At 67.4% G+C, this 15,778-nt stretch carries 15 protein-coding genes; 9 read left to right on the top strand and 6 right to left on the bottom strand.

Features of this window, described 5'->3' with window-relative positions:
- Positions 1–453: 453 nt before the first annotated feature.
- From ABD05_RS22155 to ABD05_RS38355, 3 genes are all read right to left on the bottom strand, one after another.
- Positions 454–1,005, bottom strand: coding sequence for a hypothetical protein (locus ABD05_RS22155; RefSeq protein ID WP_047902220.1), 552 nt, complete (start codon positions 1,003–1,005; stop codon positions 454–456).
- Between the two features lie 172 nt (positions 1,006–1,177).
- Positions 1,178–1,999 carry an IclR family transcriptional regulator gene (locus tag ABD05_RS22160; protein WP_047902221.1) on the bottom strand — a complete coding sequence of 274 codons (822 nt, stop codon included), beginning with the start codon at positions 1,997–1,999 and terminating at the stop codon, positions 1,178–1,180.
- Positions 2,000–2,110: 111 nt separating this feature from the next.
- Positions 2,111–2,413, bottom strand: a complete 303-nt coding sequence (locus ABD05_RS38355; RefSeq protein ID WP_141685094.1) for a hypothetical protein — start codon at positions 2,411–2,413, stop codon at positions 2,111–2,113.
- Between the two features lie 249 nt (positions 2,414–2,662).
- On the opposite strand from ABD05_RS38355, the gene ABD05_RS22170 reads away from it, so the two are divergent.
- Positions 2,663–3,511, top strand: coding sequence for an ureidoglycolate lyase (locus ABD05_RS22170; protein ID WP_047902222.1), 849 nt, complete (start codon positions 2,663–2,665; stop codon positions 3,509–3,511).
- Positions 3,512–3,658: 147 nt separating this feature from the next.
- Here ABD05_RS22170 and ABD05_RS22175 read toward each other — a convergent pair whose 3' ends face one another.
- Positions 3,659–4,042, bottom strand: coding sequence for a VOC family protein (locus tag ABD05_RS22175; RefSeq protein ID WP_047902223.1), 384 nt, complete (start codon positions 4,040–4,042; stop codon positions 3,659–3,661).
- A 254-nt stretch (positions 4,043–4,296) separates the two neighbouring features.
- Here ABD05_RS22175 and ABD05_RS22180 point away from each other — a divergent pair, with 254 nt between their 5' ends.
- On the top strand, positions 4,297–4,941 hold the full coding sequence (locus ABD05_RS22180) for a CGNR zinc finger domain-containing protein (RefSeq protein ID WP_047902224.1): 645 nt from the start codon (positions 4,297–4,299) through the stop codon (positions 4,939–4,941).
- A gap of 48 nt (positions 4,942–4,989) precedes the next feature.
- Here ABD05_RS22180 and prpR read toward each other — a convergent pair whose 3' ends face one another.
- Positions 4,990–6,972, bottom strand: coding sequence for a propionate catabolism operon regulatory protein PrpR (prpR, locus tag ABD05_RS22185; RefSeq protein WP_047902225.1), 1,983 nt, complete (start codon positions 6,970–6,972; stop codon positions 4,990–4,992).
- Between the two features lie 170 nt (positions 6,973–7,142).
- Here prpR and prpB point away from each other — a divergent pair, with 170 nt between their 5' ends.
- The 7 genes from prpB to ABD05_RS22220 all read left to right on the top strand — a co-directional run bounded on the left by prpB (position 7,143) and on the right by ABD05_RS22220 (position 15,216).
- On the top strand, positions 7,143–8,036 hold the full coding sequence (gene prpB, locus ABD05_RS22190; protein WP_047902226.1) for a methylisocitrate lyase: 894 nt from the start codon (positions 7,143–7,145) through the stop codon (positions 8,034–8,036).
- 50 nt (positions 8,037–8,086) lie between these two features.
- Positions 8,087–9,259, top strand: coding sequence for a bifunctional 2-methylcitrate synthase/citrate synthase (gene prpC, locus ABD05_RS22195; RefSeq protein ID WP_034181628.1), 1,173 nt, complete (start codon positions 8,087–8,089; stop codon positions 9,257–9,259).
- 84 nt (positions 9,260–9,343) lie between these two features.
- Positions 9,344–11,938, top strand: coding sequence for a Fe/S-dependent 2-methylisocitrate dehydratase AcnD (acnD, locus tag ABD05_RS22200; RefSeq protein WP_148669170.1), 2,595 nt, complete (start codon positions 9,344–9,346; stop codon positions 11,936–11,938).
- 24 nt (positions 11,939–11,962) lie between these two features.
- A complete protein-coding gene (prpF, locus tag ABD05_RS22205) occupies positions 11,963–13,156 on the top strand; it encodes a 2-methylaconitate cis-trans isomerase PrpF (protein WP_047902228.1) in 1,194 nt (397 codons plus the stop codon).
- Positions 13,157–13,525: 369 nt separating this feature from the next.
- The gene (locus ABD05_RS22210) at positions 13,526–14,578 is read left to right on the top strand and encodes a CaiB/BaiF CoA transferase family protein (protein WP_047902229.1); all 1,053 of its coding nucleotides are present in this window, start codon (positions 13,526–13,528) and stop codon (positions 14,576–14,578) included.
- Between the two features lie 118 nt (positions 14,579–14,696).
- Positions 14,697–14,945 (top strand): type II toxin-antitoxin system Phd/YefM family antitoxin, encoded by a 249-nt coding sequence (locus ABD05_RS22215; RefSeq protein ID WP_047902230.1) that lies wholly within the window; start codon positions 14,697–14,699, stop codon positions 14,943–14,945.
- Entirely contained in the window at positions 14,935–15,216 is a 282-nt protein-coding gene (locus ABD05_RS22220) for a type II toxin-antitoxin system RelE family toxin (protein ID WP_047902231.1), read from the top strand. The genes ABD05_RS22215 and ABD05_RS22220 overlap by 11 nt, the downstream gene beginning before the upstream one ends.
- 56 nt (positions 15,217–15,272) lie before the next feature.
- Here ABD05_RS22220 and ABD05_RS22225 read toward each other — a convergent pair whose 3' ends face one another.
- Positions 15,273–15,716 (bottom strand): PaaI family thioesterase, encoded by a 444-nt coding sequence (locus ABD05_RS22225; RefSeq protein WP_047902232.1) that lies wholly within the window; start codon positions 15,714–15,716, stop codon positions 15,273–15,275.
- Positions 15,717–15,778: the final 62 nt, after the last annotated feature.

Raw genomic sequence — 15,778 nt, forward strand, 5'->3', positions numbered from 1 at the left:
GCTATCCGCTCCGCACGGCCGTTTCACGCGATGTGTTCACGTGCATTCGCAACTGCATTCCGGCCTCGCCAATTCGGCATCACCGCAAAGGTGAGACTTTTCGGGAGCTGCGAGTGAGCTTTTCCGGGGATGCGTGGTGAGCCGATACGGGAGCGTTCGGTGAGCCTTCCCGGGAGCGGCTGGTGAGCACCTGCGGGAGGCGCTGGTGAGCCTTTCCGGGACGTGTTGGTGAGGGTCTGCGGGAGGGTTCGGTGAGGACATTCGGGAGACTTTGGTGAGGGTCTCCAGGAGCCTTGGGTGAGCTTTTTCGGGAAGTGTTGGTGAGTGCTTGCGGGACACCAAGGTGAGACTTTTCGGGAGCATGCGGACGCACCGCTCCCGCGAGTGCGGCGCCGGCCAATGCCGGCGTCACACGCGGGTGCGGGCACGCATGAACCGTGCCCGCGCTCAGATTCAGGCAGCGAGTTTCGATGCCGCGTCGTTCACCTGGTCGCGCGAAATCGCGAGTTCCTCGAGGTGCGGATCGGCATAGACTGCGCCGGTTTCGCGCTCGAGGCGGGCGATCGTCAGCGCGCAACGCGCGGTGTCCTTCGGCATTGCGATGAAACGCTTGACCGACTCGCCGGACGTGAATGCTTCGAACAGCGCGCCGCGCACGTCGTCCGGAAGCGTCTTGGTCCACTGGTACGGCTTGCCGTTGAACGTGATCGACGGCGGCAGCGTGCGTTCCTTCTTGGTCGCGGTGATGAGCCCGTAGGTGCGGGCCGCATCGCCGATCTGCTCGGGCGAGAAGAGTTCGTCGGGCGTGATGTCGAACTGCTCGATGTAGTTCTCGATCGCCTGCATCGCGGCGGTACGATCGTCGCGCTTCTTCTGCGCGCGCGCGACGATATCGCGCAGCTCGTCCGCCTCTTCGGGCGTGATCGTGAAGCTTGCCTGCTTCTGCTGAAGTTCGGAGAAACGCTGGAATTCTTGATCGTTCAGAAGTTTGGCCATGACATCCATCGGACACGACAACCGTGACAACCGGCCGCCGTAGTTTTTGAGAGGGCCGCTATTCTAGCGTAGCGCCGTGTGCGCACGATATGGCACCGCGCATCGCGCACTGCACAGGTGTCGCGCGCGACCGGGCCGGCGCAACTGCGCCGTACCCGGTCCGCTTCGTCGAACCCGCGCGTCAGCAGGTCTCGGTGCGGCCCATCGACAGATGGGCGGCCGTGTCGCGCAGCCCTGCTGCGACGACATCGACGGACGGCGCCGCGTGCGCGTCGATCCGGCGCATGTACGGGCAGGTCAGCACCGCGATCGCCTGGCCGGCCGGCCCGAGGATCGGCGCGGTCAGGTCGGTCACGCCGTACGCCTGGCGGCTGTCCTGACGCAGGTAGCCATCCTGCCGGATGGACTGGCACGCATACGCGAGCTCCTGCTCGTTCAGCGCCGCTTCACCCTTGACCTTGCGATGCTCGGCCAGCATGTGCGTGCGCTGTTCGGGGCCCTGGAACGACAGCATCACGCGCCCCGACGCCGTATCGGCCAGCCCGACGCGCGAGCCGAGCCGGACCGACACGCCCCATGGGCCGGGCCCGTCGACCTGCGCAATCACGAGCAGGTTGCCGCGATCGTAGACGGACAGGTGGCACGACTGTTCGGCGGCATCGGCGAAGCGCTGCATCGGCGGCAATGCCTCGGCAATCAGCCGGCTCATCGGCGGATGCCGGTGCGCAAGCGCGAACAGCTTGAGGCTGAGCGTGTAGCGGTCGCCGCCGGTCGAGCGCATCACATAGCGACGCGCGACGAGGCGTTCGAGCATCCGGTAGATTTCGCTCGCGTTGCGGCCGAGTTCCTTCGTGATTTCGGTGCGGGTGAGTCCTTCTTTCTGCTCGGACAGGAGTTCGAGAATGTCGAGGCCCTTGTCGAGCGCGGGTGCGCGATAGCGGTCGATGGCGGCCATCGATTCCCGTGCGTCGCTGCCGGGAAGCGGGTCGTTGGTTGTCTGCATTTTGGGTGTGGGGTTGGGGATTACCGTCGATCGGTTGGCGACGCACGCTGGCCGGTTCTGCACGCGCATAAGTAGGGCCCGCGTATGGCGATGAAAGCCATTCGTACGAGCTTAGCAATAAACAAACAGTGTGCAATGCAGCGTCTTTTTACCGATCATTACCGGATAAGAACGGATTGGCAAACGTTTCCGATGACAGGGGCACCCCGAATAGCCAGTATTCATGCCCAGATGGCAGGCGATGCCGGCCTGCGCGGCGGATCGCGCTGCGCGGGTGCGTCCGATGTTGCGCCGCAGCGTCTGCAGGTGCACCAATAGTCGGTATCCGTCGCGCGTCATTTCACGGCGCGCGGCCGATGGTACAAAGGCTTGCGGGCCAGCGACGGTGCGGCCGCGCGTGAAGTCGGCCGGCATCGGCCGGCACGCGTCGCGGGTGCCGGGCCGTCGTCGCCGATGCGCAGACCGGCGGCCGCCCGTTCGATGCGCGCCGTGCTTTTCGTGCGGCGCCGCGATCGCTGCGCCCGCGCGACCCTCGCGCGTCGACGGCAGGCCGGATGCGGCGCCGACGCGCGCAATCGACGATCGACAATCAGTCCGGCGTGCGGCCGCGAATGGCCGCGTCGGCCGGTATCCTGTCCCATTCGACAACAGAGGTTGACCACGATGAAACTGCTTCGCTATGGCCCGTCCGGCCAGGAAAAGCCCGGTATGCTCGACGCGGACGGCCGGATTCGCGACCTGTCCGCGCACGTGCCGGATCTTGCCGGCGATGTGCTGTCCGACGCGGGTCTCGCGCGGTTGCGCGCGATCGATCCGGCGACGCTGCCGCTCGTGTCCGGCGAGCCGCGCATCGGCGCGTGTGTCGGGCACGTCGGCAAGTTCATCGGCATCGGCCTGAACTATGCCGATCACGCGGCCGAAGCCGGCATGCCGGTGCCGAAGGAACCGGTCGTGTTCGGCAAGTGGACGAGTTCCATCTGCGGCCCGAACGACGGCATCGACATCCCGAAGGGTTCGGTCAAGACCGACTGGGAAGTCGAGTTGGGCGTCGTGATCGGTGCGCGGTGCAAGGACGTCGACGAAGCGAGTGCGCTCGATTACGTCGCGGGCTATTGCGTCGTCAACGACGTGTCCGAGCGCGAGTGGCAGATCGAGCGCGGCGGCCAGTGGGACAAGGGCAAGGGTTTCGACACGTTCGGCCCGATCGGCCCGTGGCTCGTCACGCGCGACGAAGTGCCCGATCCGCAGCGTCTCGACCTGTGGCTCGAAGTCGACGGCCATCGTTATCAGAACGGCAACACGCGCACGATGGTGTTCACCGTCGCGCAGTTGATTGCCTATCTGTCGACCTGCATGACGCTGCAGCCGGGCGACGTGATCACGACCGGCACGCCGCCGGGCGTCGGCATGGGCATCAAGCCGTCGCCGATTTTCCTGAAGGCCGGCCAGATGGTGCGCCTGGGGATCGACGGGCTCGGCGAGCAGTTGCAGCACACGCGCGGCGCACAGTAACCGCGCGAGCGTCGATCCCGTCGAGCGACCGCTGCAGGCGGTCGCCGGAAACAGGACGCTGAAACTAACGTATCAAAACCAGGGGCCCGATTCCGCGCAACGCGGAATCGGGCCCTTGCCGTTTGTACGCGGTGTACGCGGGCTCGATCACACGACGTTGTCGAGTTCGCAATGCGCTTCCAGCCGATACCCGTCGGGATCGACGACGAACGCCGCGTAGTAGCCGGGGCCGTAGTGCTCGCGCTTGCCGGGCCCGCCGTTGTCCTGGCCGCCGTGCTCGAGCGCGGCGCGGTAGAACGCGTCGACCTCGACGGGCGAAGCGGCCTTGAACGACAGGTGCAGCCCCGATTCGGGATCGGCGGCGACCGGGCGGGCAGCGTGCTGCAACCACAGCTGCGGTTCGGTCGTGCCGTACCCGATGGATCCGTCGTCGCCATACAGCCGCTTGTAGCCGAGCGCGCCGAGCGTGCTGTCGTAGAACGCGCGGCTGCGGCCGATGTGGGCGACGCCGAAGGAAAGGTGATCGATCATCTGTTGGCTCCTTGAATTGAAGGGGGACCTCTGTGCAGCAAACCCGCTTATAAGCACCATGCCAGCCGCTTGTAGCGGAACGCGCCAAGCGTGCTGTCGTAGAACGCGCGGTTGCGGTCGTTGTGGATAACTCCGCAGGAAAGACGATCGATCATCTGTGGCTCCTTGAACTGAAAGGGGACGTCAGTGCAGCAGACCTTTTTTAACCAGCATGCTGGTTATGTTAGAAAGCGTCCGGACGCTTGTCAACCAGCATGGTGGTTAGATACGATGGTGTCATGAGCGATACGCAACCTTCCGTCACGATGGACTGCCTGATTCCGGCGCCGCCCGAAACCCTGAGCATCGATTTCGCGAACACGCTGTACTGGCGTGGCAGCGACCTGCCGACGGAAACCTTCGGAACGATGGACGACCTGCTGGTGTGGTGCCGCGAGCAGGCCGGCGTGCCGGCCGGCCTGGCCGACCGGTGCCGCGTGCGCGGCGTGGAGGAAGGCGAGCCGGCGATGCTGGCGCGTGCGCTCGCGTTGCGCGAGGCGCTGTATCGGCTCTTTCATGCGCAGGCCGAGCGGCGCGAGCCGCAGGCCGACGATCTCGCGCTGCTCGGCGGCTTCCTGGCTGAAGCGTCGCCGCGCGTCGCGCTGGCGCGCGTCGACGGCGGTTATGCGTGGCGGATCGGGGATGCGGGCGCAACGCTCGCGGCGCTGCTGAGCCCGGTGCTGTGGTCGGCGATCGACCTGCTCGGCGGCGCGCGGCTCGCGAAGGTCAAGCGGTGCGCGAACGACGCATGCCAGTGGCTGTTCATCGACGACAGCAAGAACGGCAGTCGCCGCTGGTGCTCGATGTCGTCGTGCGGCAATCGCGCGAAGGCGTACCGCCACTATCACAAGGCCGACTGACGGGACCGTTCAGGCACGCACATACCGGCGCGTCGAACCCGAACCTGCCTACTTCGCCGACAACTTCCGCCACAGCGTGGTCTTGCTGATGCCGAGCATCGCGCATGCGCGGTCGCGGTCGCCGCCGCACGCGTCGAGCACCGCGCGGATCTCGTCGGCTTCCGCGCGGCGGCGGCGCGCGTGCAGCGTCTGCGTATCGTCGGTATCGGCCGCGTCGGGCGGCGCCGCGAACAGCTCGGGCGCGATCGCCTGCAACGCGTCGGGATCGAGCGCGGCGCACGCGGCGGCGGGATCGTTTTCATCGACTTCCTCGGCGAGTTCCACTGCGATCCGCTCGATCACGTTCTGCAGTTCCCGCACGTTGCCGGGCCACCGGTAGCGCGCAAGCGTGGCCTGCGTCGCGCCGAGCACGCGCGCGGCATCGCCGGCATCGCGCAGGCGTTCGGCGAGGCGCGGCTCGCGCCGCGCGGCCTGCACGAGCAGCGTCGCCGCGAGCGCGGGGATGTCGGCCGCGCGCTCGCGCAGCGGCGGCAGGCCGACGTTCAGGATGTTGAGCCGGTAATAGAGATCCGCGCGGAACGTGCCGGCCTCGACGGCCGCGAGCAGCGGGCGGTGCGTCGCGGCGATCACGCGTACGTCGATGCGGATCGGCTCGGTCGAGCCGAGGCGGATCACCTCGCGCTCCTGCAGCACGCGCAGCAGCCGGCTCTGCAGCGACGGCGGCATCTCGCCGATCTCGTCGAGAAACAGCGTGCCGCGGTGCGCGGCCTCGAACAGGCCGGTCTTGCCGCCGCGCCGCGCGCCGGTGAACGCGCCTTCCTCATAGCCGAACAACTCGCTCTCGAGCAGCGCTTCCGGAAACGCGCCGCAATTGACCGCGACGAACGGGTAGCTGCGCCGCGCGGACAGCGCGTGCAGGCTTTGCGCGATCATTTCCTTGCCGGTGCCGCTTTCGCCGAGCACGAGCACGGTCGCGTCGGATTTCGCGTAGCGGCGCACGAGGTCGCGCACGCGCGCCATCGGCGTCGATGCGCCGATCACGTCGTCGAGCGCATAGCGCGCCGCGAACTGCTGCGTGGTCGGCTGCGAACGCAATGCGCGGTCGAGCCGTTCGACCGCGCGCGATTCCTGGAACGTCAGCACGCTGCCCGACGTCACGCCGCGATCGACGAGCGGCCCGCGATGCACGACGTAGCGCACGCCGCGCACGGTCGCGAGCGCGTCGCCGTCCTCGCCGCGTAGCGTGCGCAGCTCGGGCCGCAGGTCGACGAGCGCGCGGCCGACGGCCGCCGCGGGTTCGACCCCGAGCGCCGACGCGAGCCGCTCGTTGATCGCCTCGACGCGGCCGCGCGCATCGAGCGCGACGACGCCGTCGCGCAGGTGCTGCAGCAGGTTGTCGAGCCGCTGGCGGCGGAACGCCTCGGCGTGCGTCGCATACGCGACTTCGAGGGCGGTATCGACGGCCTTGCGCACCGACGCATGCGAATACAGGAACACCGCGCCCATGCCGGCGCTGGCCGCGAGGTCGGTGACGAGGCCGGGGCCGACGATCGTCTCGATGCCGCGGTCGCGCAGGTCGTGCACGCAGGCTTCCGCTTCCTGCGCGGACTGATATGACGCAAACTGCACGTCGAGGCCGTACGCGGCGACGAAGCGGCGCACTTCGGGCGGCGTTTCTCCGGCGCTGACGAGCGCGATCCGCGCCGCGTCGCGCCGGGCGCGCGCGAGCGCCTGCATCACGTCGAAGCCGGTCGGCGACACGACCACGACCGGCACCTGTGCACGCGTCTTCAGGAAGGCGCCGTTCGAGCCGGCCGCGACGATCACGTCGGGCCGCGCGGCGCCGGCCTCGGCGATCGCGGTGAGCGCATCCTCATACGCGCGCGTCACGATGCGCACGTCGGCACGTTCGTCGAATTCGCCGGCGATCTCGCGAAAGAGTTCGCGCAGGCGGCTGATGCCCATCGCCCAGATGCGCGGGCGCGCCGCGCGATCGGCCGGGCCGACAGGCTTGGTCGAGGAGAGGTCCATGGCGATCGATTATGCGCGCGAGATTTCATTTTTGAAACATGGAATTGCCGAATTGAAATCACCGGGCACTGCAGCGCCCGCGCTGGCTGCTTAAGAATCAGTGGGTTAGCGACGTTTCGCGAGCTGGCCCGGTCCTTGCTGTTATCGGGCATTCCTTCAGGAGGCCGTTCATGAGCAACACGCATCTTCAGAGCGCCGGCGCGAAATTCCGCGCGGCAGTCGCGGCCGAGCAGCCGCTGCAGGTGGTCGGCGCGATCACCGCGTACGCAGCCAAGATGGCGCAGGCCGTCGGCTTCAAGGCCGTGTACCTGTCGGGCGGCGGCGTCGCCGCGAACTCGCTCGGGATCCCCGACCTCGGCATCAGCACGATGGAAGACGTGCTGATCGACGCGAACCGGATCACCAACGCAACCGACCTGCCGCTGCTCGTCGACATCGATACGGGCTGGGGCGGCGCATTCAACATCGCGCGCACGGTCCGCTCGTTCATCAAGGCCGGCGTCGCGGCCGTGCACATGGAAGACCAGGTCGGCCAGAAGCGCTGCGGCCATCGTCCGGGCAAGGAAGTCGTGCCGACCGAGGAAATGGTCGATCGCATCAAGGCCGCTGTCGACGCACGCACCGACGAGCAGTTCGTGATCATGGCGCGTACCGACGCGGCCGCGGCCGAAGGGATCGATTCGGCGATCGAGCGCGCGGTCGCGTACGTCGAAGCCGGCGCGGACATGATCTTCCCGGAAGCGATGAAGACGCTCGACGACTATCGCCGTTTCAAGGCGGCCGTGAAGGTGCCGATCCTCGCGAACCTGACCGAGTTCGGCTCGACGCCGCTGTTCACGCTCGACGAACTGCGCGAGGCGAACGTCGACATCGCGCTGTACTGCTGCGGCGCGTATCGCGCGATGAACAAGGCCGCGCTGAACTTCTACGAGACGCTGCGCCGCGACGGCACGCAGAAGGCGGCCGTGCCGACGATGCAGACGCGCGCCGAGCTGTACGACTTCCTCGGCTATCACGAATACGAGCGCAAGCTCGACGAGCTGTTCGCGCAGGGCAAGAAGTAACGCGGCCCGCACCCCCGATACATGCATCTGGAACATTGGAGAACGGAAACATGAGCGAGACGAAAGACGCAGCAGCACCGGCCGCCGCAGGCGCATTCAAGCCGAAGAAGTCGGTGGCGCTGTCGGGCGTGACGGCCGGCAACACGGCGCTGTGCACGGTCGGCAAGACCGGCAACGACCTGCACTACCGCGGCTACGACATTCTCGACGTCGCCGAATCGTGCGAATTCGAGGAAATCGCGCACCTGCTCGTGCACGGCACGCTGCCGAACCTGACCGAACTGGCCGCGTACAAGACCAAGCTGCGCGCGCTGCGCGGCCTGCCGAGCGCGCTGAAGGCAGCGCTCGAGCAGATCCCGGCGTCCGCGCACCCGATGGACGTGATGCGCACGGGCGTGTCGGTGCTCGGCACCGTGCTGCCGGAGAAGGACGACCACAACCTGCCGGGCGCGCGCGACATCGCCGACCGCCTGATGGCGTCGCTCGGCTCGATGCTGCTGTACTGGTATCACTTCTCGCACAACGGCAAGCGCATCGAGACGGAAACCGACGACGACTCGATCGGCGGCCACTTCCTGCACCTGCTGCACGGCAAGACGCCGTCGAAGTCGTGGGTCGAGGCGATGCACACGTCGCTGATCCTGTACGCGGAGCACGAATTCAACGCGTCGACGTTCACCGGCCGCGTGATCGCGGGCACGGGCTCGGACATCTACTCGGCGATCACCGGCGCGATCGGCGCGCTGCGCGGGCCGAAGCACGGCGGCGCGAACGAAGTCGCGTATGAAATCCAGAGCCGCTACAGCTCGCCGGACGACGCCGAAGCGGACATCCGCCGCCGCGTCGAGAACAAGGAAGTCGTGATCGGCTTCGGCCACCCGGTCTACACGATCTCCGATCCGCGCAACAAGGTGATCAAGGGCGTCGCGCACAAGCTGTCGAAGGAAGCGGGCGACACGAAGCTGTACAACATCGCCGAGCGCCTCGAATCGGTGATGTGGGAAGCGAAGAAGATGTTCCCGAACCTCGACTGGTTCAGCGCGGTGTCGTATCACATGATGGGCGTGCCGACCGCGATGTTCACGCCGCTGTTCGTGATCTCGCGCACGTCGGGCTGGAGCGCGCACATCATCGAGCAGCGCATCGACAACAAGATCATCCGCCCGAGCGCGAACTACACGGGCCCGGAAGACCTGCAGTTCGTGCCGATCGAGAAGCGCTGATCGCCAGCAGCGCGCGATGGCCGATGCCTGTCGGATGCACGGCCGCCGCGCACTGAACGTCCTACCCAGTTTGCCCCCCACATGATGAATACCGCCAACCGCAAACCCCTGCCCGGCACGTCGCTGGACTATTTCGACGCGCGCGCCGCGGTCGAAGCGATCGCACCCGGCGCCTACGACACGCTGCCGTACACGTCGCGCGTGCTCGCCGAGAACCTCGTGCGCCGCTGCGATCCGGCGCTTCTCGCCGAGTCGCTGAAGCAGATCATCGAGCGCAAGCGCGAACGCGACTTCCCGTGGTTCCCGGCGCGCGTGGTGTGTCACGACATCCTCGGGCAGACGGCGCTCGTCGATCTCGCCGGCCTGCGCGACGCGATCGCGGACGGCGGCGGCGACCCGGCGAAGGTGAACCCGGTCGTGCCCGTGCAGTTGATCGTCGATCACTCGCTCGCCGTCGAATGCGGCGGCTTCGATCCGGACGCGTTCGCGAAGAACCGCGCGATCGAGGATCGCCGCAACGAGGATCGCTTTCACTTCATCGAGTGGACCAAGAAGGCGTTCGAGAACGTCGACGTGATCCCGCCGGGCAACGGCATCATGCACCAGATCAACCTCGAGAAAATGTCGCCGGTGATCCAGGCGCAGGATGGCGTCGCGTATCCGGACACCTGCGTCGGCACCGACAGCCACACGCCGCACGTCGACGCGCTCGGCGTGATCGCGATCGGCGTCGGCGGGCTCGAAGCGGAGAACGTGATGCTCGGCCGCGCATCGTGGATGCGCCTGCCCGACATCGTCGGCGTCGAGCTGACCGGCAAGCGCCAGCCCGGCATCACCGCGACCGACATCGTGCTCGCGCTGACCGAGTTCCTGCGCAAGGAAAAGGTGGTCGGCGCGTACCTGGAATTCCGCGGTGAAGGCGCGGCGAGCCTTACGCTCGGCGATCGCGCGACGATCTCGAACATGGCGCCCGAATACGGCGCGACGGCCGCGATGTTCTTCATCGACGGCCAGACGACCGACTACCTGCGCCTCACCGGCCGCAGCGACGAGCAGGTGAAGCTCGTCGAGACCTATGCGAAGGCGGCGGGCCTGTGGGCCGATACGCTGAACAATGCGCAATACGAGCGCACGCTGACGTTCGACCTGTCGAGCGTCGTGCGCAACATGGCCGGCCCGTCGAACCCGCACAAGCGGCTGCCGACGTCGGATCTCGCCGCGCGCGGGATCGCCGGCCAGTGGGAAGAGAAGGCGGGCGAGATGCCCGACGGCGCGGTGATCATCGCCGCGATCACGAGCTGCACGAACACCAGCAACCCGCGCAACGTGATCGCGGCAGCCTTGCTCGCACGCAACGCGAACGCGCGCGGCCTCGTGCGCAAGCCGTGGGTGAAGAGCTCGCTTGCGCCGGGCTCGAAGGCGGTCGAGCTGTACCTGGAAGAAGCGAACCTGCTGCCGGAACTCGAGAAGCTCGGCTTCGGCATCGTTGCGTTCGCGTGCACGACCTGCAACGGGATGTCGGGCGCGCTCGACCCGAAGATCCAGCAGGAGATCGTCGATCGCGACCTGTACGCGACGGCCGTGCTGTCCGGCAACCGCAACTTCGACGGCCGCATCCATCCGTATGCGAAGCAGGCGTTCCTCGCGTCGCCGCCGCTCGTCGTCGCGTATGCGATCGCCGGCACGATCCGTTTCGACATCGAGAAGGACGTGCTCGGCCACGACCAGGATGGCGAGCCGGTCACGCTGAAGGACATCTGGCCGACCGACGATGAGATCGATGCGATCGTCGCGTCGAGCGTGAAGCCCGAGCAGTTCCGCAAGGTCTACGAGCCGATGTTCGCGCGGAGCGCCGATGCGGGCGAGCGCGCGGCGCCGCTGTACGACTGGCGGCCGCAGAGCACGTACATCCGCCGTCCGCCGTACTGGGAAGGCGCGCTGGCCGGCGAGCGCACGCTGCAGGGGATGCGCCCGCTCGCGGTGCTCGGCGACAACATCACGACCGACCACCTGTCGCCGTCGAACGCGATCCTGCTGGACAGCGCGGCCGGCGAATACCTCGCGAAGATGGGCCTGCTGGAAGAGGACTTCAACTCGTACGCGACGCACCGGGGAGACCACCTGACCGCGCAGCGCGCAACCTTCGCGAACCCGACGCTGATCAACGAGATGGCGGTCGTCGACGGCGCGGTGAAGAAGGGCTCGCTCGCGCGCGTCGAGCCGGAAGGCAAGGTCATGCGGATGTGGGAAGCGATCGAGACGTACATGAACCGCAAGCAGCCGCTGATCGTCGTTGCCGGCGCCGACTACGGCCAGGGCTCGTCACGCGACTGGGCCGCGAAGGGCGTGCGGCTCGCGGGCGTCGAGGCGATCGCCGCCGAAGGGTTCGAGCGGATCCACCGCACGAACCTGATCGGGATGGGCGTGCTGCCGCTCGAGTTCAAGCCCGGCACGAACCGGACGACGCTCGGCATCGACGGCACCGAGACCTTCGACGTGATCGGCGAGCGCAAGCCGCGCGCCGACCTGACGCTCGTGATTCACCGCAGGAACGGCGAGCGTGTCGAGGTGCCGATGACGTGCAGGCTCGATACGGCCGAGGAAGTGTCGATCTACGAAGCCGGCGGCGTGCTGCAGCGCTTCGCGCAGGACTTCCTCGAATCGTCGCAGGCGGCCTGATCGGGTCACATTGAGAACACAGACATGGCTCACATTCCTCAAATCAGGATTCCCGCGACCTATATCCGCGGCGGCACCAGCAAGGGCGTGTTCTTCCGGCTGCAGGACCTGCCCGACGCGGCGCAGGCGCCGGGCGCCGCGCGCGACGCGCTGCTGCTGCGCGTGATCGGCAGCCCCGATCCGTACGGCAAGCAGATCGACGGGATGGGCGGCGCGACGTCGTCCACCAGCAAGACGGTGATCGTGTCGAAGAGCACGCGGCCCGGCCACGACGTCGACTACCTGTTCGGTCAGGTCGCGATCGACAAGGCGTTCGTCGACTGGACCGGCAACTGCGGCAACCTGTCGGCGGCGGTCGGCCCGTTCGCGATCAGCGGCGGCCTCGTCGATCCGGCGCGCGTGCCGCGCGACGGGGTCGCGACCGTGCGGATCTGGCAGGCGAACATCGGCAAGACGATCGTCGCGCACGTGCCGGTCACGAACGGCGCGGTGCAGGAGACGGGCGACTTCGAGCTGGACGGCGTCACGTTCCCGGCCGCCGAAGTGCAGCTCGAATTCATGGACCCGGCCGCCGAGGAAGACGGCGCGGGCGGGTCGATGTTCCCGACCGGCAACCTCGTCGACGATCTCGCGGTGCCAGGCGTCGGCACGCTGAAGGCGACGATGATCAATGCGGGGATCCCGACGATCTTCGTCGAGGCGGAGGCGATCGGCTACACGGGCACCGAGCTGCAGGACGCGATCAACGGCGACGCGAAGGCGCTCGAGAAGTTCGAGACGATCCGCGCGCACGGCGCGCTGCGCATGGGGCTGATCGATACGCTCGACGAAATCGCGACGCGGCAGCACACGCCGAAGATCGCGTTCGTCGCGAAGCCGGCCGACTACGTCGCATCGAGCGGCAAGCGCGTGAACGCGGGCGACGTCGACCTGCTGGTGCGCGCGATGTCGATGGGCAAGCTGCACCACGCGATGATGGGCACGGCGGCGGTCGCGATCGGCACGGCCGCGGCGATTCCCGGCACGCTCGTCAATCTGGCGGCGGGCGGCGGCGAACGCAACGCGGTGCGCTTCGGGCATCCGTCGGGCACGCTGCGCGTCGGCGCGGAAGCGCAGCAGCAGGAGAACGGCGAGTGGACCGTCACGAAGGCGATCATGAGCCGCAGCGCACGCGTGCTGATGGAAGGCTGGGTGCGGGTGCCGGGCGACGCGTTCTGACGCGTGCCGGTTCCGGCGTGCCGACCGGTACGCGCGCTGGTTACCCCGATCCCTGCGAAGCGGATTCCGCCGCGCAGGGATTTTTCGTTTGACGCGCGCATGACGGACGCGATCCGGTGCGCCACGCACGGGACCGGAATCCGTACCGGAGCGCGGACACCGGTCGACTGCAAAGCATGAGGCCAGCGTAAGCGCTAAAGCGCTAACGCTGATCGACCGCAAAGCATGGGACCCGCGTAAGCGCTAAAGCGCCAACGCGGGTCGACCGCCGTGGGGATGGAGTAAGCGCTGAAGCGCTAACTCCATCCAGCCACGCCATGGGATCAGCGTAACCGCTAAAGCGGTAACGCTGATCGACAGGAGAATCGCATGCCGCTTGATGCGCCGCTTTCCGGCATCCACATCGTCGAATTCGAAGGTCTCGGCCCCGGCCCGCTCGCAGGCTGGATGCTCGCCGGGATGGGCGCGCGGATCACGCTGATCGCGCGCCCGTCCGGCCGCACGAGCGCGCCGGACGCGCTGCGGGGCCGCGACGGCGACCTGCTGCGCGAAGGCAAGACGATCGTCGAGCTCGACCTGAAAACGCCGGCCGGTCGCGACGCGGCGCTCGAACTGATCGCGCAGGCCGACGCGCTGATCGAGGGGCTGCGGCCCGGCGTGATGGAGCGGCTCGGCCTCGGGCCCGAGGATTGCGCGCGCCGCAACCCGAAGCTCGTGTATGGGCGGATGACCGGCTGGGGCCAGCACGGCCCGCTCGCGGCCGCGGCCGGGCACGACCTGAACTACGTCGCGCTGACCGGGCTGCTGTCGCTGTCCGCGCCGCGCGACGGCCGGCCGGGCCTGCCGCCGACCGTCGTCGGCGATGCGGGCGGCGCGCTCGGGCTCGCGTTCGGGATCGTCTGCGCGCTGTTCGACGTGCGCGGCGGCGGGCCGGGGCGCGTGGTCGACGGCGCGATCGTCGACATCGTATCGATGCTCGGTTCGCTTGCGCTGTGGGCGCGCGCGAACGGGCAACTCGACGGCACGCAGCCGAGCCTCTTTCACGACGCGCCGTTCTACGACGTGTATCGCTGCGCGGACGGCGAATGCGTGACGATCGGCGCGCTCGAACCGCCGTTCTATACGCTGCTGGTCGAACGGCTCGGGCTCACCGACGTCGATCCGGCGTCGCAGTACGACCGCGCGCACTGGCCCGCGCTGAAGGCGCGTTTCGCCGACGTGTTCGCGCAACAGCCGTCCGCGCACTGGCGCGCGCTGCTGGAGGGCACCGACGCGTGTTTTGCGCCGGTATTGAGCGTGGCCGACGCGGCCGCGCATCCGCACAACGCGGCACGCGGGATCTACCGGATCGACGAGAACGGCAACGTGCGGGCGCGCGTGGCGCCGCGTTTCCTGCCGCTGACGGGCGGTGGGGCTGAGTAGGCGTGTCGAACTTCACGGCTCGAGAGCGAATTCGGTATCGCCTGTATGGCACCGTAAATCGTGCTGAATATGGTGCTAAATAAAGTACAATGGAAATTCGATCGAACAAGGAGCGGACATGCCCCACACCATCCTGGCCAGCGTGACGGCGAGCGTCTCGGAGTTGAAGCGGAACCCGATGGGAACCGTGGCGGCGGGAGAGGGCTTCCCGGTCGCGATCCTGAATCACAACGAACCCGCGTTCTATTGCATCCCGGCGAAGACATGGGAGGCGATGGTCGAACGTCTTGAAGATATCGAAGACAACGCGCTGGCCGACTCGCGCGCCAAGGAGAAAGCCGTCAAGGTCAAGCTGAATGACCTTTGAGCTCGCCTTTCTCGAAGCTGCGTTGAAGGAGTGGAAGAAGCTCGATCGCACCGTTCGTGATCAGTTCAAGGCCAGGCTCGCCGAACGGCTCGAGAATCCTCGCATTCCATCGGCGAAGCTGCACGGTCATCCGGACCGCTACAAGATCAAGCTGCGCAGTGTCGGCTATCGCCTCGTGTACGAAGTGCGTGATTCGGAGGTCGTCGTACTGGTTGTCGCGGTGGGCCGTCGCGAGCGCGATGCGGTCTATCTCGCCGCAATGAAACGCTAGCGCGACACGCGCCGCGTGTTCGGCGTTCTCTCAGTGACCTCGGGCCGGGCGGCCGCTCAGGCCGTTTCCTCCGGCATATCCGGCACCTTGCCGTCGCCGACGCGGTTGATCGTGCCTTGCGCGATCGCGACGAGCCGCTCGTGATCGCCGTCGATGACGAACACATGACACTGGCAGGTCGCCTGGTGCCGGCCTGCGTAGACGAGCTTCGCGCGGGCGACGAGCGTGCCGTTCACGGCCGGCCGCAGATAGTTGATCTTGTATTCGGCGGTGATCACGCGCGGGCCGAGCACGAGCGCGCCGGCGAACGTCAGCGCGTTGTCGGCGAGATAGCTGATGACGCCGCCGTGCACGAAACCGTGCTGCTGCCGCAGTTCGTCGCGCACGTGCAGGCACAGCGACACCTCGTTGTCGCCGATATGCATCAGCTCCGTGCCCAGCAGCATGCTGAACGGTTGCGCACGCAATGCGCCGCGTGCGTGGTCCGTGATGTCGGTCATCGACTTTCCTCGAAATGAGTGCCCGCTTGCGCTGAACTCTAGGAAGGGGGCTGCGGATAAGC

The sequence above is a fragment of the Burkholderia pyrrocinia genome (genome assembly GCF_001028665.1).
In the GTDB taxonomy this organism is placed as follows: domain Bacteria; phylum Pseudomonadota; class Gammaproteobacteria; order Burkholderiales; family Burkholderiaceae; genus Burkholderia; species Burkholderia pyrrocinia.

Excerpts from the sequence above, each read along its gene's own strand:
- ABD05_RS22155 (WP_047902220.1), bottom strand. The coding sequence starts at position 1,005 with ATGGATGTCATGGCCAAACTTCTGAACGATCAAGAATTCCAGCGTTTC.
- ABD05_RS22160 (WP_047902221.1), bottom strand. The coding sequence starts at position 1,999 with ATGCAGACAACCAACGACCCGCTTCCCGGCAGCGACGCACGGGAATCG.
- ABD05_RS38355 (WP_141685094.1), bottom strand. The coding sequence starts at position 2,413 with ATGCCGGCCGACTTCACGCGCGGCCGCACCGTCGCTGGCCCGCAAGCC.
- ABD05_RS22170 (WP_047902222.1), top strand. The coding sequence starts at position 2,663 with ATGAAACTGCTTCGCTATGGCCCGTCCGGCCAGGAAAAGCCCGGTATG.
- ABD05_RS22175 (WP_047902223.1), bottom strand. The coding sequence starts at position 4,042 with ATGATCGATCACCTTTCCTTCGGCGTCGCCCACATCGGCCGCAGCCGC.
- ABD05_RS22180 (WP_047902224.1), top strand. The coding sequence starts at position 4,297 with ATGGTGGTTAGATACGATGGTGTCATGAGCGATACGCAACCTTCCGTC.
- prpR (WP_047902225.1), bottom strand. The coding sequence starts at position 6,972 with ATGGACCTCTCCTCGACCAAGCCTGTCGGCCCGGCCGATCGCGCGGCG.
- prpB (WP_047902226.1), top strand. The coding sequence starts at position 7,143 with ATGAGCAACACGCATCTTCAGAGCGCCGGCGCGAAATTCCGCGCGGCA.
- prpC (WP_034181628.1), top strand. The coding sequence starts at position 8,087 with ATGAGCGAGACGAAAGACGCAGCAGCACCGGCCGCCGCAGGCGCATTC.
- acnD (WP_148669170.1), top strand. The coding sequence starts at position 9,344 with ATGAATACCGCCAACCGCAAACCCCTGCCCGGCACGTCGCTGGACTAT.
- prpF (WP_047902228.1), top strand. The coding sequence starts at position 11,963 with ATGGCTCACATTCCTCAAATCAGGATTCCCGCGACCTATATCCGCGGC.
- ABD05_RS22210 (WP_047902229.1), top strand. The coding sequence starts at position 13,526 with ATGCCGCTTGATGCGCCGCTTTCCGGCATCCACATCGTCGAATTCGAA.
- ABD05_RS22215 (WP_047902230.1), top strand. The coding sequence starts at position 14,697 with ATGCCCCACACCATCCTGGCCAGCGTGACGGCGAGCGTCTCGGAGTTG.
- ABD05_RS22220 (WP_047902231.1), top strand. The coding sequence starts at position 14,935 with ATGACCTTTGAGCTCGCCTTTCTCGAAGCTGCGTTGAAGGAGTGGAAG.
- ABD05_RS22225 (WP_047902232.1), bottom strand. The coding sequence starts at position 15,716 with ATGACCGACATCACGGACCACGCACGCGGCGCATTGCGTGCGCAACCG.